The sequence below is a fragment of the Bradyrhizobium sp. TM102 genome (assembly GCF_009176685.1).
In the GTDB taxonomy this organism is placed as follows: domain Bacteria; phylum Pseudomonadota; class Alphaproteobacteria; order Rhizobiales; family Xanthobacteraceae; genus Bradyrhizobium; species Bradyrhizobium ottawaense.
Genome location: NZ_AP021855.1, coordinates 5,061,613 through 5,076,574 on the forward strand (window position 1 = coordinate 5,061,613; position 14,962 = coordinate 5,076,574).

General features: G+C 63.7%; 13 protein-coding genes. 5 read left to right on the plus strand and 8 right to left on the minus strand.

The window, feature by feature from the left end:
- The first annotated feature begins 134 nt into the window (after positions 1–134).
- The 3 genes from GDN70_RS24380 to GDN70_RS24390 all read left to right on the plus strand — a co-directional run bounded on the left by GDN70_RS24380 (position 135) and on the right by GDN70_RS24390 (position 3,807).
- Positions 135–716 (plus strand): TRAP transporter small permease subunit, encoded by a 582-nt coding sequence (locus GDN70_RS24380; protein WP_028145301.1) that lies wholly within the window; start codon positions 135–137, stop codon positions 714–716.
- Positions 717–742: 26 nt separating this feature from the next.
- On the plus strand, positions 743–2,398 hold the full coding sequence (locus GDN70_RS24385) for a TRAP transporter large permease subunit (protein WP_028145302.1): 1,656 nt from the start codon (positions 743–745) through the stop codon (positions 2,396–2,398).
- A gap of 119 nt (positions 2,399–2,517) precedes the next feature.
- The gene (locus GDN70_RS24390; RefSeq protein WP_049801678.1) at positions 2,518–3,807 is read left to right on the plus strand and encodes a M20/M25/M40 family metallo-hydrolase; all 1,290 of its coding nucleotides are present in this window, start codon (positions 2,518–2,520) and stop codon (positions 3,805–3,807) included.
- 358 nt (positions 3,808–4,165) lie between these two features.
- Here GDN70_RS24390 and GDN70_RS24395 read toward each other — a convergent pair whose 3' ends face one another.
- The 8 genes from GDN70_RS24395 to GDN70_RS24430 all read right to left on the minus strand — a co-directional run bounded on the left by GDN70_RS24395 (position 4,166) and on the right by GDN70_RS24430 (position 12,376).
- Positions 4,166–5,584, minus strand: a complete 1,419-nt coding sequence (locus GDN70_RS24395) for an ATP-binding protein (RefSeq protein WP_152103127.1) — start codon at positions 5,582–5,584, stop codon at positions 4,166–4,168.
- Between the two features lies 1 nt (position 5,585).
- The gene (locus tag GDN70_RS24400) at positions 5,586–6,260 is read right to left on the minus strand and encodes a response regulator transcription factor (protein WP_038946264.1); all 675 of its coding nucleotides are present in this window, start codon (positions 6,258–6,260) and stop codon (positions 5,586–5,588) included.
- Between the two features lie 276 nt (positions 6,261–6,536).
- Entirely contained in the window at positions 6,537–7,100 is a 564-nt protein-coding gene (locus tag GDN70_RS24405) for a MarR family winged helix-turn-helix transcriptional regulator (protein ID WP_152103128.1), read from the minus strand.
- Between the two features lie 491 nt (positions 7,101–7,591).
- Complete coding sequence (locus tag GDN70_RS24410; protein WP_028145307.1) at positions 7,592–7,942, minus strand: hypothetical protein; 351 nt, start codon at positions 7,940–7,942, stop codon at positions 7,592–7,594.
- Between the two features lie 163 nt (positions 7,943–8,105).
- Positions 8,106–9,194: a TRAP transporter substrate-binding protein gene (locus GDN70_RS24415; RefSeq protein ID WP_028145308.1), complete on the minus strand. Its 1,089-nt coding sequence runs from the start codon at positions 9,192–9,194 to the stop codon at positions 8,106–8,108.
- Positions 9,195–9,363: 169 nt separating this feature from the next.
- Positions 9,364–10,452 (minus strand): TRAP transporter substrate-binding protein, encoded by a 1,089-nt coding sequence (locus tag GDN70_RS24420; protein ID WP_152103129.1) that lies wholly within the window; start codon positions 10,450–10,452, stop codon positions 9,364–9,366.
- Between the two features lie 220 nt (positions 10,453–10,672).
- Positions 10,673–11,809, minus strand: coding sequence for an Mrp/NBP35 family ATP-binding protein (locus GDN70_RS24425; protein WP_028145310.1), 1,137 nt, complete (start codon positions 11,807–11,809; stop codon positions 10,673–10,675).
- Positions 11,810–11,938: 129 nt separating this feature from the next.
- Complete coding sequence (locus tag GDN70_RS24430) at positions 11,939–12,376, minus strand: VOC family protein (RefSeq protein WP_028145311.1); 438 nt, start codon at positions 12,374–12,376, stop codon at positions 11,939–11,941.
- Between the two features lie 197 nt (positions 12,377–12,573).
- Between GDN70_RS24430 and GDN70_RS24435 the strand changes: the two genes are divergently transcribed.
- Positions 12,574–13,446, plus strand: a complete 873-nt coding sequence (locus GDN70_RS24435; protein WP_028145312.1) for an NAD(P)-dependent oxidoreductase — start codon at positions 12,574–12,576, stop codon at positions 13,444–13,446.
- Positions 13,447–13,562: 116 nt separating this feature from the next.
- Positions 13,563–14,843 (plus strand): sodium:proton antiporter NhaD, encoded by a 1,281-nt coding sequence (gene nhaD, locus GDN70_RS24440; protein ID WP_152103130.1) that lies wholly within the window; start codon positions 13,563–13,565, stop codon positions 14,841–14,843.
- Positions 14,844–14,962: the final 119 nt, after the last annotated feature.

The following is a 14,962-nucleotide window of genomic DNA, read 5'->3' on the forward strand; positions in this document are numbered from 1 at the left end:
TCTCAACAAACTTCCAATTGACGGGCGGCATGGCCGCTGGTTTGGTGCGACAGCCTCATGCCTGCGCGGCGAGACAAGCCACGCGCCCGCTTCGGCAGTCAAGACGGCCGGGGCACGATCGGGAGGATCCGTCGTTGCAAGCGCTCCTGAAGCTGAGCCGAGGAATCGACGCGTTCACACGCTGGACGGGCAAACGCTTGGCGTGGCTGATCGTGGCCGCCGTCATCATCTCCGCGGTCAATGCGATCGTCCGCAAGACGTTCGACACGTCATCCAATTCATGGCTCGAGCTGCAATGGGTGCTGTTCAGCATCGTGTTCCTGCTGTGCTCGCCGTGGACGCTGCTCGACAACGAGCACATCCGCATCGACATCGTGAACAACGCGCTGCCGAAGCCGGTCCGCAACCTGATCGACGTGATCGGTCACCTGTTCTTCCTCATTCCGCTCTGCATCGTCATGATCATCACGGGCGTGCCGTTCTTCCAGCGCTCGTTCGAGATCAACGAGCAGTCCGGCAATGCCGGCGGTCTGCCGCAATGGCCCGCCAAATCCCTGATCATGATCGGATTCGCTTTCCTGCTCGTTCAAGGCATCTCCGAGCTGATCAAGCGCATCGCGGTCATGCGCGGGTTGATCCCGGACCCGCATGAATCCCAGGTGTCGGCGCTCGAGGCGGAAGTCGAGCATCTCGTCGGAGCGATCGAGAAGAAATAGCCGTTGGCGACGGTTTAGGGGAAGTCATGACCGCATTCATCATCGCCAATATGGCGCCCATCATGTTCGCGTCGCTGGTCGTCATGCTGCTGCTGGGCTATCCCGCGGCATTCTCGCTCGGCGCCGTCGGCCTGTTCTACGCCATCATCGGCGTCGAGCTCGGCCAATTCCACCCGGACTTCCTCCAGGCCCTTCCCGAGCGCGTCTACGGGGTGATGAACAACGACACGCTGCTCGCCATCCCGTTCTTCACCTTCATGGGACTGGTGCTGGAGCGGTCAGGCATGGCCGAGGACCTGCTCGACACCATCGGCCAATTGTTCGGAACCATCCGCGGCGGCCTCGCCTACGCGGTGGTGTTCGTCGGCGCGCTGCTCGCCGCAACGACGGGCGTGGTCGCCGCTTCCGTGATCTCGATGGGACTGATTTCGCTGCCCATCATGCTGCGCTATGGCTACGACCGGCGCGTGGCGACGGGCATCATCGCCGCTTCGGGCACGCTCGCGCAGATCATTCCGCCCTCGCTCGTCCTGATCGTGATGGCAGACCAGCTCGGCAAGTCCGTCGGCGACATGTACGAGGGCGCCTTCATCCCGGGCCTCGTGCTCGCGGGCCTCTACGCCCTCTACGCCTTCCTCGTCAGCGTGATCTTCCCGAAGGCCGTCCCGGGCCTGCCAAAGGAGGCCATCGGCTTTCGCGAGGAGAGTGGCGATCGTGGCCTCCGCTCGCTCGGTGTGCTCTTCATCGCGAGCTGCGTGTTCGGCTGGTTCATGATGCGCCATTCGGAGACGCACGGCGCCGATTACGTCGTGCTCAGCATGTTCTACGGCATCATCTTCGCGTTCGCCGTCGCCGTGCTGAACTGGGTTATCGACAAGCTCACCGGCTTCCGTTTCCTGTCCAAGATGGCGCAGCAGACCACCTTCGTCATGGTGCCGCCGCTCTTCCTGATCTTCCTGGTGCTCGGCACGATCTTCATCGGCATCGCGACCCCGACCGAAGGCGGCGCGATGGGCGCCGCCGGCGCCCTCATCCTCGGTGCTGCGAAGCGGCGGCTGAGCTGGGACCTGATCCGGCAGGCCACGGAATCGACGGCCAAGCTGTCCGCTTTCGTCGTGTTCATCCTGGTCGGCGCCCGCGTCTTCTCGCTCACCTTCTACGGCGTCAACGGGCACGTCTGGGTCGAGCACCTGCTCACCTCGCTGCCCGGCGGCCAGGTCGGTTTCCTGATCTTCGTCAACGCGTTCGTGTTCGTGCTGGCCTTCTTCCTCGACTTCTTCGAACTGGCCTTCATCGTGATCCCGCTGCTCGGACCTGCCGCCGAGCATCTCGGCATCGACCTGATCTGGTTCGGCGTCATTCTCGGCGTCAACATGCAGACCTCGTTCATGCATCCGCCGTTCGGCTTCGCGCTGTTCTATCTCCGCTCGGTCGCCCCGAAGGACCGATACACCGACCGCGTCACCGGCAAGCGGATGGACCCTGTCACCACCGGCCAGATCTATTGGGGCGCGGTGCCATTCGTCGTCATCCAGATCATCATGGTCGCTCTGGTGATCGCGTTCCCGTCGATGGTGATGCACTACAAGGGCGTCCAGTCGACCATCGACCCCAGCACGATCAAGATCGAGGTGCCGCAGATCGAGTTGCCGCCGCTGGATCTCGGGCCGCCGCAAAAGTAGCGGGGACAACACGCGCCGTCGTGCTCCGCTCAAGCGGCGCACGACGCGCGACGGCGTGCGTGACAAGCACCGGAAACGGAGGCATACCGGGCCATCCTCAATCCCATGGATGGCCGCTCATGCCCCGATCGCACCCTGCCGCATCGCTCGTTGGCCCGTTGATCGCCTCACTCTGGCTGACATATGCCGCAACGTCGGTGCAGGCTGAGCCGATCGCCGATGTCCACATGCTGGCGCAAAAGGAGCAGCAGCCGCTGCTCGACACGCTGCGCGATCTCGTCGCCATCGAATCCGGCAGCAAGGACATCGAAGGCCTGAACCAGATCGCCGAGCGCGTCGCAGGCCAGCTCAAACAGCTCGGCGGCACGGTGGAGATCCTGCAACCCACCGACATCTATCGCCTCGACGACACGCCCGAGAAGATCGGACCGGCCGTGCACGCCACATTCAAGGGCACAGGCAGCAAGAAGATCATGCTGATCGCCCACATGGACACGGTGTACCTGAAGGGCATGCTGAAGGATCAACCGTTCCGCATCGACGGCGACAAGGCCTACGGCCTCGGCATCGCCGATGACAAGCAGGGCGTCGCGCTCATTCTCCATACCGTGGCGTTGCTGCAGAAACTGAGCTTCAGGGATTACGGCACGCTCACGGTGCTCGCGAACGGCGACGAGGAGATCTCCTCCCCCGGCTGGCGCAGCACCATCACCAAATTTGCCTCTGATCAGGACGCGGTGTTCTCATTCGAAGGCGGCGGCACCGACGGCACGCTGCGCCTCGCCACCAGCGGCATCGGCTCGGCCTATCTCACCGTGCAGGGCAAGTCATCACATGCCGGCGCAAGGCCCGAGGGCGGCGTGAATGCGCTGTACGAGCTCTCGCACCAGGTGCTGCAGATGAAGGACCTGTCCAAGCCCGAGCAGGGCCTGAAGCTGAACTGGACGGTCTCCAAATCCGGCACCAACCGCAATGTGATCCCTGCCGACGCCACCGCCCAGGCCGATGCGCGCGCGCTTAAGGTGTCCGATTTCGACGAGTTGGAGAAGGCCCTCCAGGACAAGATCAAGGATCGCCTGCTGCCGGACTCCAAGGTCGAGCTGAAGTTCGAGGTGCGTCGCCCGCCGTTAGAGGCCAACGAGGCCTCGCGCCGCGTGGCGGCCTACGGCAAGACGATCTATCAGGAGCTCGGAATGTCCCTCAAGGTCGACGAGAAGGCGACCGGGGGCGGCACAGACGCAGCGTTTGCCGCGCTGAAGACCAGTGGAGCCGTGGTGGAGGGCATGGGCCTGTCGGGCTTCGGTGCGCACTCCAACGACGCCGAATATGTGCAGATCAACAGCATCGTGCCGCGGTTGTATCTGGCCACACGCATGATCATGGATCTGTCCACGGGTAAACTGAAGTAGCGACGGCCTTTCTTCCTTCTCCCCTTCTTGTGCAGGGCAATCGCATATGGCAGCGATTTCGCCTGTAGCCATCCTTCGAGACGCCCGCCGTTGGCGGGCCCTCAGGATGAGGACCGGACGTTCGGCACTCGCTTCAACGAGCACCGATGCTGCTTAGCCCCATCCTGAGGAGACCGTGAAGCGGTCGTCTCGAAGGACGAGGCGCGCGCTCGGGTCTCTCAATGCGCCATCTGCGATTACCCTGCCTTCTTGCGGGAGAAGGTGGCGCGAACGCAGTGCGCGCCGGATGAGGGGTCTCTCTCCGCGCATTCAATCGAGAGTGAGACTAGCGGAGAGAGACCCCTCACCCGTCTCGCTGCTATCGCGGCGAGCCACCCTCTCCCACAAGGGGAGAGGGTGAAGCGGTGTTGCTGTCCGCCAGCCGAAACCGCAGCGTGAACTCGGCCCCACCCCCCGGAAGATTTTCCACCGCAATCGTCGCGGCGTGATCGTCCGCCACCGCCCGCACGATGGAAAGCCCCAGTCCCGCGCCGTCGCTGCGCCGGCGGTCGGCGCGCCAGAAGCGCTGGAAGATCAGCTCACGCTCGGCCTCCGCAATCCCCGGGCCGCTATCGCGCACGCGCACCGAACCGTCCTCGCGCACCTCGACGTCAACGGTCGTGTCTTTTGCCGTGAACTTGATGGCGTTTTCCGCCAGGTTGAAGACCGCGCGCTGCAGCATCTCCGCATTGCCCTGGATCCTGACCGGCGCGTCGGTCCCCCGGAGCGCAATGTCCTTGTGCTGCGCGATCGCGAACGGGGCGATCGAGGCGACCACTTCGGCGCAGACGGCGCGCAAATCCGCAGTCTCGCCGGGATCGAGCACCAGGGTGTCGAGCTCGGCGATCTCCAGAAGCTGGGCGACGAGGCGGCTCATGGTTTCGATGTCGGCATGCAGCGCATGCCGTGCCGCCCGATCGTCGAGCGTCTCGATCCGCGTGCGCAGGATCGCGAGCGGCGTGCGCAATTGATGCGCGGCATCCGCGGTGAACTGCCGCTGTACCCGAAAGCCGCCTTCGAGGCGGTCGAGCGCCTGGTTGACGGCGGTGACGAGCGGCAAGATCTCGCGCGGGATCTGCTCCGTCGGCAGGCGGATGTCGGTGCGCGCCGGACCGATATTGCTGGCCTCCTCGGAGGCCTTCCACAGCGGCGCGATCGCGCGGCGGAAGATGATGATGTCGGTGGCGAGCAGGACCAGCAGGATCGGGATGGTGATCCATCCTACGCGCCGGAAGAAATTCGACACGATGTCGTCGATGATGACGTCCCGGTGCGCGAGGTCCTCGGCAACCTGGATGCGCACCGTCTTGCCGTCGATGTCGCGGGTGACGGCGGCGCCGGAAATGCTCTCCGACGAGCGCGGTGCAGCGGTGGCGGCGGAGCGCCGATGGGAGGAGAACAGCAGCCGGCCATCGGCATCGCGAATGTCATACTGATAGCGGCCATACGCTTCCGAATAGAGACCCTTGAGACTGTCGGGCAGATTGAACGTCAGCAATCCGCCCGGCTGAACAACGATGCGCTCCGCCAGCACCTCGGCCTGGGCGCGCATGGCATCGCGATGCAGCTGGTCGATCTCGGAATTGAGCAGCCAGAACAGCACCAGCGGCAGGAAGATCGCGACCACCGCGACCGCCAGGATGTGCAGGAACACGATGCGCCAGATCAGCGATTTGAACGTCGGAGACCTACCATAGGACCCGGCATAGGATCCGACGTTGGATCCGAGCTGGTTCACGCTATTTCTCCACGTCCATGAGATAGCCGACGCCGCGGATGGTATGGATCACGACCTTGGCGCCGTGTTCAGCGAGCTGCTTGCGCAGCCGCGAAACATAGACCTCGACCGCGTTGGAGGCGACCTCGCCGTCGAGCCCGAAGATGTGATCCTCGACGTTCTTCTTCGGCACCACCCGCCCCTGCCGGCGCAGCAAAATCTCCAGCACCGAGGTCTCGCGCGCGGAGATGATCCGCGGCTGGTCGTCGACGAAGATCTGGCGGCTCTCGGTGTCGTAGACGAGGTTGGCGAGACTGAGCGAGCGGCCGAGCAGCTGGCCCGGCCGGCGCAGGATCGCCTCCAGCCGCGCCACCAGTTCCTCCATCGCGAACGGCTTGGCGAGATAGTCGTCGGCGCCGCTGCGCAGGCCGCTGACGCGGTCCTGCAGACCGCCGCGGGCGGTCAGCACCAGCACGGGGAGCGGTTCCATCTTGAGGCGCAACTCGCGCAGCACCGACAGGCCGTCGCCGTCGGGCAGCCCGAGATCGAGGATCATCGCGGCATAGCTGACGCTGCTCACCGCCTCGCGCGCCTCGGCCGCGCTGCCGACGATGTCGCTCTGATAGCCAGCCGCCGCCAGCCCGCCAGCGACGAGGCGCGACAGCTCGGCATTGTCCTCGACGATCAGAAGGCGCATCGCATATCTGCCGGATACTCAGGTCACCGCACGCCTCGCGCGGCATCTTCGCTGTCTTCCATCATTCCGGACGCCTCGGCCAGCGAAAAAGCGTCCGGCCGAACCAGTCGTCTGTCAGGTTTGTGTAAGCCGACCAGGTGTACCCCCCAAGAGGCGCAGGCCAATCGCATTTGGAAGCGACTTCCCTATGGCCATCCTTCGAGACGCCCGCCGTTGGCGGGCCCTCGGGATGAGGACACGGTGCGCGGCAGCAATCCTCACGGGCACCAGTGCCGCCTAGCCTCGTCCCTCGAAATAGGCGCAAAGCAGGGTCGTGTCCCTTGGAGCTATGGATTTCCGGAACAGCCGGCACTTGAAGTGACGACCCTTCCCCTCTCCGCTCTCGATCAGGAACATGCACCTGCCGCAGACGTCGGCATTGTGACGGCGCTTGGCAACATCGAGCCCATCGAGGACGCGGCGAAGCGTATCGCGCAGCTGAGATCGATCGGGGAGCTCAAGTGTCACGAGCTGATCTCGAAGGACGTTAATTGGATCGCGCTCGAGGAACTTCTCGCCTTCGCTCGTGATGCAGAGCGCAATCGAGCGCTTGTCTTCTGCAGATGGCTTGCGAACCATCAACCCCTTGCTCTCGAGCACGGCGGCGATCTGCGATGCGACGCTGCGGGTCGTGCCCAGAAAGCTGGCGAGAGCCGTGGGCGTCCGCGAGAACCTGTTTGCGCGGGCGAGAAAGCGCAAGGCCATCCATTCCCGATCGCTCAGCCCCGCAAGGCTCCCTTCAAAAAGCCAGCTGTCGGCCGATTGGACCAGGAGTTGTAGAATTTCAATTGCCAGTCTCATTTGAGAAGTCCCACGGGAAACGGCGGCCCTGGCATCTCGATCAACGATCGAGAGCCGCCGTGTTCGGTGAATGCTGCATTCCCGTCGGGACTGGTTGAGTCCGGTATACCGTACCGTGAAGCGCGACCGGCGTGATGACACGCCGCAGCTTCAGCCCGATTGCCGGATTCCGATAACTCGACCGTTCCGTAAAAGGAACACCGAAAAACTACGCATCGCGTGGGCGTTGAATGACACGAAATCTCGCGCCTCCGGACGCGATGGTCTCTCCCGGCGCACCGCTGATGAGCAGGCATCAAAGAAGGCCACGCTTGTCAGGTTTGTGTAAGCAATGGCGCTTCAGCATGCAGGGATGGAGAGAGCGCAGCGAAGAACCACCTTATGGATGGATCCGCTCCGAACAAACACCTTCCGCAAATCTCAACGGCGGGCAACGCATGCACATTGTCAGCTTCACACTCGCACTCGCATTCGCCTTCTGCCTGATGGCGCTAGCCTGACTTGGTATGGCTCTGCTGAAATGCTGCCCTTAGTTCGGCTAATTGATCGTTCGTTGCTCCCAGCAACGCGTCGGCCCCATCTGCAGGCAAGTCCGCATAAGCGATCGGCCGGTCGAACTGGCTCGCCGTGAAGTCGTACCTCTTGCCTTCGATCCGATTGTAAAAATGGTCGCCGGCCGGCAGTGGCGTCTTCAGCAGGTCGCCGCCGAAGAGTTCATGAACGAGCAGCGACGTGACGTTGCATTGTCCTGCGGCCGGATTGTCCGCCGTCCATTGGCTCGCGGTCGACCGCGACCACGCCTTGAGCAGCGCGCTTTGAACGGCCTCGGGATCGAAACTCATGTCACGTCCAAACGGCTGCCGACGAACCATATTCCGGATCATTGGATCCTAACATTCTGCTTTGCCCGACAAGTCAAGTACTCCTGGTTTCAAAGAAGCAGGACGCACAAGAAACGCCCCGAAGCTTCCGCTCCGGGGCGCTGCATTCGGCGGCGTGACGCGATCAGCTCTGCGAGCGCCGCGCCATGAAGATGTCGTAGCCGACCTCGGCGACCTGGAACCAGGCGTAGCCGTCGCTCGTGAACTTGGCGAGGGAGTCGTGCACCTTCTTGAAATTGGCGTTGGTCGCGCCGACTTCGGCATGCAGCTCCTTGGCGGCCTTGTGGCAGGCATCCATGATCGACGGCGAGAAGGCGTGCAGCTTGGCGCCGCCCGCGAGCAGCTTCTTCAGCGCCAGCGGATTGGCGGTGTCGTAGCGCGCCATCATGTAGTTGTTGGCGTAGTGGCCGGCCTGCTCCAGCACGCTCTGGTAATATTTCGGCAGCGCGTTCCACTTGTCGAGGTTGACGAAGGCCAGCAGCATCGGCCCACCCTCCCACCAGCCGGGATAGTAGTAGTGCGGCGCGATCTTGTAGAAGCCGAGCTTTTCGTCGTCATAGGGGCCGACCCATTCGGCGGCATCGATGGTGCCCTTCTCCAGCGCGGGATAGATGTCGCCGCCGGCGAGCTGCTGCGGCACCACGCCGAGCTTCTGGAGCACGCGGCCGGCAAAGCCGCCGATGCGGAATTTCATGCCCTTGAGATCGTCGGGTGCGTTGACCTCTTTCCTGAACCAGCCGCCCATCTGGCAGCCGGTGTTGCCCGCGAGCAATGAGACGACGTTGTAGCTCTTGTAGAATTCGTTGAGCACGTCGCGCCCGCCGCCCTGCATGTACCAGGCCTGGTTGATGCGCATGTTGGGACCGAACGGCACGGCCGAGCCGAAGGTGAAGGTCGGATCCTTGCCGAAATAATAGTAGGACGCGGTGTGGCCGATTTCGCAGGTGCCGTTCTGAACGGCGTCGAGCACCTGGAGGCCCGGCACGATCTCGCCGGCCGCGAAGATCTGGATCTGGAATTTGTTGTCGGTCGCCTCGGCGACCATCTTGCACATCATCTCGGCGCCACCAAACAGCGTGTCGAGCGATTTCGGCCAGCTCGTCGGCATGCGCCATTTGATTTCCGGCATCGACTGCGCGATCGCGGGAGCCGCGAGCGTGGCGGCGCCGGCCGCACCAAGTCCTGTGACCTTGATGAAGTCTCTTCTCTTCATGATTTCCTGCCCTGATGTACCAGTGATTGTGAGCCTTCTTGCCGAGGCTTGGCGCCACCATGACGCAAGCCGCCGCCCAATTCCATCCCGATCGCACTGCGGCAAAGAAAAAGCCCGGCCTCCAATGGAGGCCGGGCTTTCCGGTCTTTGCGACTTTAGGTCTAGGCGGTCAGCCGCGCGTGCGCGAGCGGATCATGAAGCTGTCGTAGGTATATTCGGCAACCTGCCACCACAGATATTCGTCGGAGCGGTAGGCCTGCATGGCGTCGATCGACTTCTTGAAGTCGGGGTTCTTGGCCGAGATCTCCGCCCAGAGTTCGTTGGTTGCCTTGAGGCAGGCTTCCAGCACCTCGTTGGTGAAGGGACGAAGCTGGGTGCCGCCGGCAACCAGTCGCTTCAGCGCCGCCGGGTTCTGCATGTCGTAACGCGCCGCCATCCAGGTGTTGGCATTGGTCATCGCGTTGGTGAGGATCGCCTGGTAGTTCTTCGGCAGCGAATTCCACTTATCCAGGTTGGCGAAGGCGTGGACGGTCGGACCGCCTTCCCAGAAGCCCGGATAGTAGTAGTACTTGGCGACCTTGGCGAAGCCGAGCTTCTCGTCATCGTAGGGGCCGACCCACTCGGCGGCGTCGATGGTGCCCTTTTCGAGCGCCGGATAGATGTCGCCGCCGGCGAGCTGCTGCGGCACCACGCCGACCTTCTGGAGCACCTGGCCGGCGATGCCGCCGATGCGCATCTTGAGGCCGGAGAGGTCGGCAACGGTCTTGATCTCCTTGCGGAACCAGCCGCCCATCTGGGTGCCGGTGTTGCCGCAGGGGAAGCCGATCACGTTCGACTTCTTGAAGAACTCGTTGCCGAGCTCCATGCCGCCGCCCTGATACCACCAGGAGTTCTGCTGGCGCGCATTGAGGCCGAACGGCACCGAGGCGTAGATCGCGAAGGTCGGGTCCTTGCCGACATAGTAGTACGAGACGGTATGGCACATCTCGACGGTGCCGTTGGAGGTCGCATCGAGCGCCTGGAGGGCCGGGACGATTTCACCGCCCGCGAACACCTGGATCTGGAATTTGTTGTCGGTCATCTCGGCGACGTACTTCGCCACCTGCTCGGCACCGCCATAGATGGTATCGAGCGACTTCGGGAAGCTCGAAGTCAAGCGCCACTTCACCTCGGGCGAGGACTGCGCGATCGCCGGCGAGGCTACCGCGGTTGCCGCCGCGCCTGCTGCCGACACTTTCAGAAAATCACGACGCTTCATCTTCAGGTCTCTCCTTGCTGGGGCGTTTCCCCTTAACTTCTCTTCTTGCCGCCGCTCATTCCGGCGACGCGTTAGGGCCGCGTCGAACCGAAGGGGCTTGACTGCCGTGGGCCTTTACCACGGAAGCCCCGCTTGCGGAACGCGACAATGGCATGACGGGACTCTACGAAAGTCGCATGCCCCCCAAAAGGACGAGGAAGGCGTGCCCCGGGCGGCCGGCTCAGGCCGCCGCGATGACGCCCTTGAGCTGGTCGCGGACCTGCCCTGCAATGGCGCGGTAGATCGCCGCATGAGGACCGTCCGGCTCGCTGTCGACGACGGGATTGCCGGCATCCGAGGTAGCACGAATCGCCATGTGCAGCGGGATCTCGCCGAGGAAGGGGACTTCGAGCTTCTCCGCCTCGTGCCGCGCCCCGCCATGGCCGAAAATGTCCGACCGCGTGCCGCAATGCGGGCATTGGAAGTAGCTCATGTTCTCGACGATGCCGAGCACGGGCACGTTGACCTTCTTGAACATGGCAAGCCCCCGTCGCGCATCGATCAGGGACAGATCCTGCGGGGTCGAGACGATCACGGCGCCCTTCAGCGGCACGTTCTGCGCCAGCGTGAGCTGGGCATCGCCGGTGCCCGGCGGCATGTCGACGACCAGCACGTCGAGCTTGCCCCATTCGACGTCGCGCAGCATCTGCGTCACCGCCGACATCACCATGGGACCGCGCCAGATCATCGCGGTCTCTTCCTCGACCAGGAAGCCGATCGACATGATGGCCAGACCGAAGCGCCGAAGCGGAATCATTTTTCGCTCGTCGTTCAGCTCCGGCTTGTCGTGCAGGCCGGTCAGCCGCGGCACCGAGGGGCCGTAGATGTCGGCATCGAGCAGCCCGACCTTGAGGCCGAGGTCGCGCAGGCCCAGCGCCAGGTTCAGCGCGGTGGTCGACTTGCCGACGCCGCCCTTGCCGGAGGCGACCGCGATCACGGCGGCAACGCCGGGAATTTCCGACTGCCGCGCCATCGGCGACCCGCCGCCCTGCGGCGGCTTGTGGGCATGGACCGGTTGCACGCCGGGCGTGCCGCGGCTGGGTTGCGGGGGCGGCGGCGGCGCGGAGCCCGGCTTGCGCTCGGCGGTCAGCGCCACCATGACGGTGGTGACGCCGGGAATGGTGCGCACAGCGGCCTCGGCTTCGGCCCGGATTGGCTCCCAGGCCCTCGCCTCGGCGGCATCGACATTGATCGAGAAGAACACCTTGCCGTCGGACGCGCTGATCGCGCTCAGCACGTTGGCATTGGTGAGCGCGACCCCGCGGGGAGATTTGATCCTGGCGAGGCTGTCGAGAACCTGTTGCTGCGTCACGCTCAAAGCGCATCTCCTGAACGGAGCATGATCCGGAGCCGGAGGACGGCGCCAGCGCAAGGCGTGGCGCGGCTTTCCGGCAAGGTCATGCTCGAGACTCTAGGATGCCCCATTAGAGCGGAAACGCCCAAAAGGCTACTGCCTGCCGATATCGTCGGCCTTCTCGGCGGGCGCCGCCCCCTGCTCCCTGGCGGCCTCGAAATTCAGCTCGATCATGACCCCGTTGGGATCGTTGACGAAGATCTGCCAGAGGTCGCCGCCGGGCACCTGGCGGGACTCGAACTTCATGTCCTTGGACGCCAGCCGCCGCTTCATGCCGTCAAAGCCGCGACTGACGAAGGCGACATGATGGACAACGCCGGAATCCGGCTTTTGTGGCTCGGCGGTCGCAGAAATATCGACGAGATGCACCACCGCCTTGCCCTCGCTGTACATCCAGGCGCCGGGGAAGGCGAAATTCGGCCGGGCGCCTTTTTCCAGGCCGAGCACATCCTCGTAGAAGCGGACGGTCTCGGCCAGATTCCGGGTCCGGATGTTGAAATGATCGAGGACGCCAACGCTCACGCCGCCCATGCTTTCGCTCCCTTTTTTGAAGTCCTTAGGTCCGCCATCCTAGCACAGGGGGCCGCCAAACGAAGCCGTTGCCCTCCCGGCTTAACGGTTTATGGTGCGCCTCCGATCCGCCCTCGCGGCGGAACTTGGAGGACGCCGCCCTGGCGCCCTCGCCCGGCTGCAACCGTAAAACTCAAGCTACGGACAAGGTACCACACATGGCTAAAGTCGCTTTCCTCGGTCTCGGCGTCATGGGCTACCCCATGGCCGGACACCTCGTGAAAAAAGGGGGCCATGAGGTCACCGTCTACAACCGCACCGCGGCCAAGGCGAAGGAATGGGCGGACAAGTTCGGCGGCAAGACCGCACCGACCCCGAAGGCCGCCGCTGAAGGCCAGGATTTCGTGATGTGCTGCGTCGGCAACGACAACGATCTGCGCGCGGTCACGATCGGCCCCGACGGCGCGTTCGCCGGCATGAAGAAGGGTGCGACCTTCGTCGACCATACCACCGCCTCCGCCGAAGTCGCGCGTGAGCTGGACGCGGCCGCGACCAAGGCCGGCTTCAGGTTCATCGACGCGCCGGTCTCCGGCGGCCAGGCCGGCGCCGAGAACGGCGTGCTGACGGTGATGTGCGGCGGCGCGCAGGACGCCTATGCCGGCGCCGAGCCGATCATCACGGGCGCCTATGCGCGGATGTGCAAACTGCTCGGGCCCGCCGGAAGCGGCCAGCTCACGAAGATGGTCAACCAGATCTGCATCGCCGGTCTGGTGCAGGGTCTCTCCGAGGGTATCCACTTCGCCAAGAAGAGCGGCCTCGACGTCGCCGCAGTGATCGAGACCATCTCCAAGGGCGCGGCGCAGTCCTGGCAGATGGAGAATCGCTACAAGACCATGAACGAGGACAAGTACGATTTCGGCTTCGCGGTCGAATGGATGCGCAAGGACCTCTCGATCTCGCTGGCTGAAGCCCGCCGCAACGGCGCCAACCTGCCGGTCACCGCGCTGGTCGATCAGTTCTATTCCGAGGTCGAGAAGATGGGCGGCAAGCGCTGGGATACGTCCAGCCTGCTCGCGCGCCTGCAGCGCTGAGGAGCGCATCGACGGTCGCTGCCGGGCAGCTGCGACCGTCCCCCCGGCCTTGACGCGGCGCCGCGTCGAGGCTTGCAAGCGCATCGAGCCGAAGAACGAACACCGCGGGGACTGACTTGCTGAGCGTGATAGCCGTCGTCTTCATCGTTGCGTATGCGGCCATCGCGCTCGAACACCCGCTCGGCGTCAACAAGAGCGCTTCGGCTCTCCTGGGAGCGGGCCTGCTCTGGACGATCTACGCGCTGTCCGTCGGCGACGCCTCGCTCGTCAACCATCAGCTCGACGAATCCGTCGCCTCGACCGCGCAGATCGTCTTCTTCCTGATCGGTGCCATGACGATCGTCGAGGTGATCGACGCCCACAACGGCTTCGAAGTCATCACCTCGATCATCCGCACCACGAAGCAAACCACGCTGATGTGGATCATCGGCTTCGTGACGTTCTTCCTGAGCGCGATCCTCGACAATCTCACCACCACCATCGTGATGATCTCGCTGATCCAGAAGCTGATCGGCAACAGGAGCGATCGCCTGCTGTTCGCCTCGATCATCGTCATCGCGGCCAATGCCGGCGGCGCCTGGACCGTGATTGGCGACGTCACGACGACGATGCTCTGGATCGGAGGGCAGATCACTCCCCTCAGCATCATGAAATCGGTGTTCCTGCCCTCACTGCTCAACCTGCTGATACCGCTGCTCGTCATCGGCTATTCGCTCAAGGGGAAGGAGATCGTCCCTCCGCTGCAAGGCCAAGCACAGGCCCTCAGGGTCGAGGTGTTCGAGCGCAACTTGATGTTCTATCTCGGCCTTGGCACCCTGGTCGCCGTTCCGGTCTTCAAGGCCGTGACGCACCTTGCGCCTTTCATGGGTATTCTTTTCGGGCTTGGCATCCTCTGGCTGGTCGGCGAGGTCGTTCACCGCCACAAGGACGAGGATGCGCGCCGTCCCCTCACCCTCGTCCATGCGCTGACGCGCATCGACATGAGTTCCATCGTGTTCTTCGTCGGCATCCTCATGGCCGTCGCATGCCTGGAGCATGCTCGCGTGCTGGAACTGTTGGCGAAATGGCTCGACGCCACGGTCGGGCGTCTCGACGTCATCGTCATCCTGCTCGGCCTGTTGAGTGCCATCATCGACAACGTGCCGCTCGTCGCGGCCACGATGGGCATGTACAATCTGGTGCAACATCCGCCCGACAGCTTCATCTGGGAGTTCATCGCCTATTGCGCCGGCACCGGCGGCTCGATCCTGATCATCGGCTCGGCCGCGGGCGTTGCCGCCATGGGACTCGAGAAGATCGAGTTCTTCTGGTACGCCCGCCGCATCGCAGGCCCCGCCCTGGTGGGGTATCTGGCGGGCGCGATGGTCTACATCGCCCAGTACGCAGCGCTGCATTGACGGCGCAGGCGAGATCCAAAATTAACGCCGGGTTAACGTAATTCTTTAGCTCCTTAAGTCACCTCTTAAGGATTTCTTGCCAGAGATAGACAATGCAGAAGGCCCGCGTCCGGCGTGGG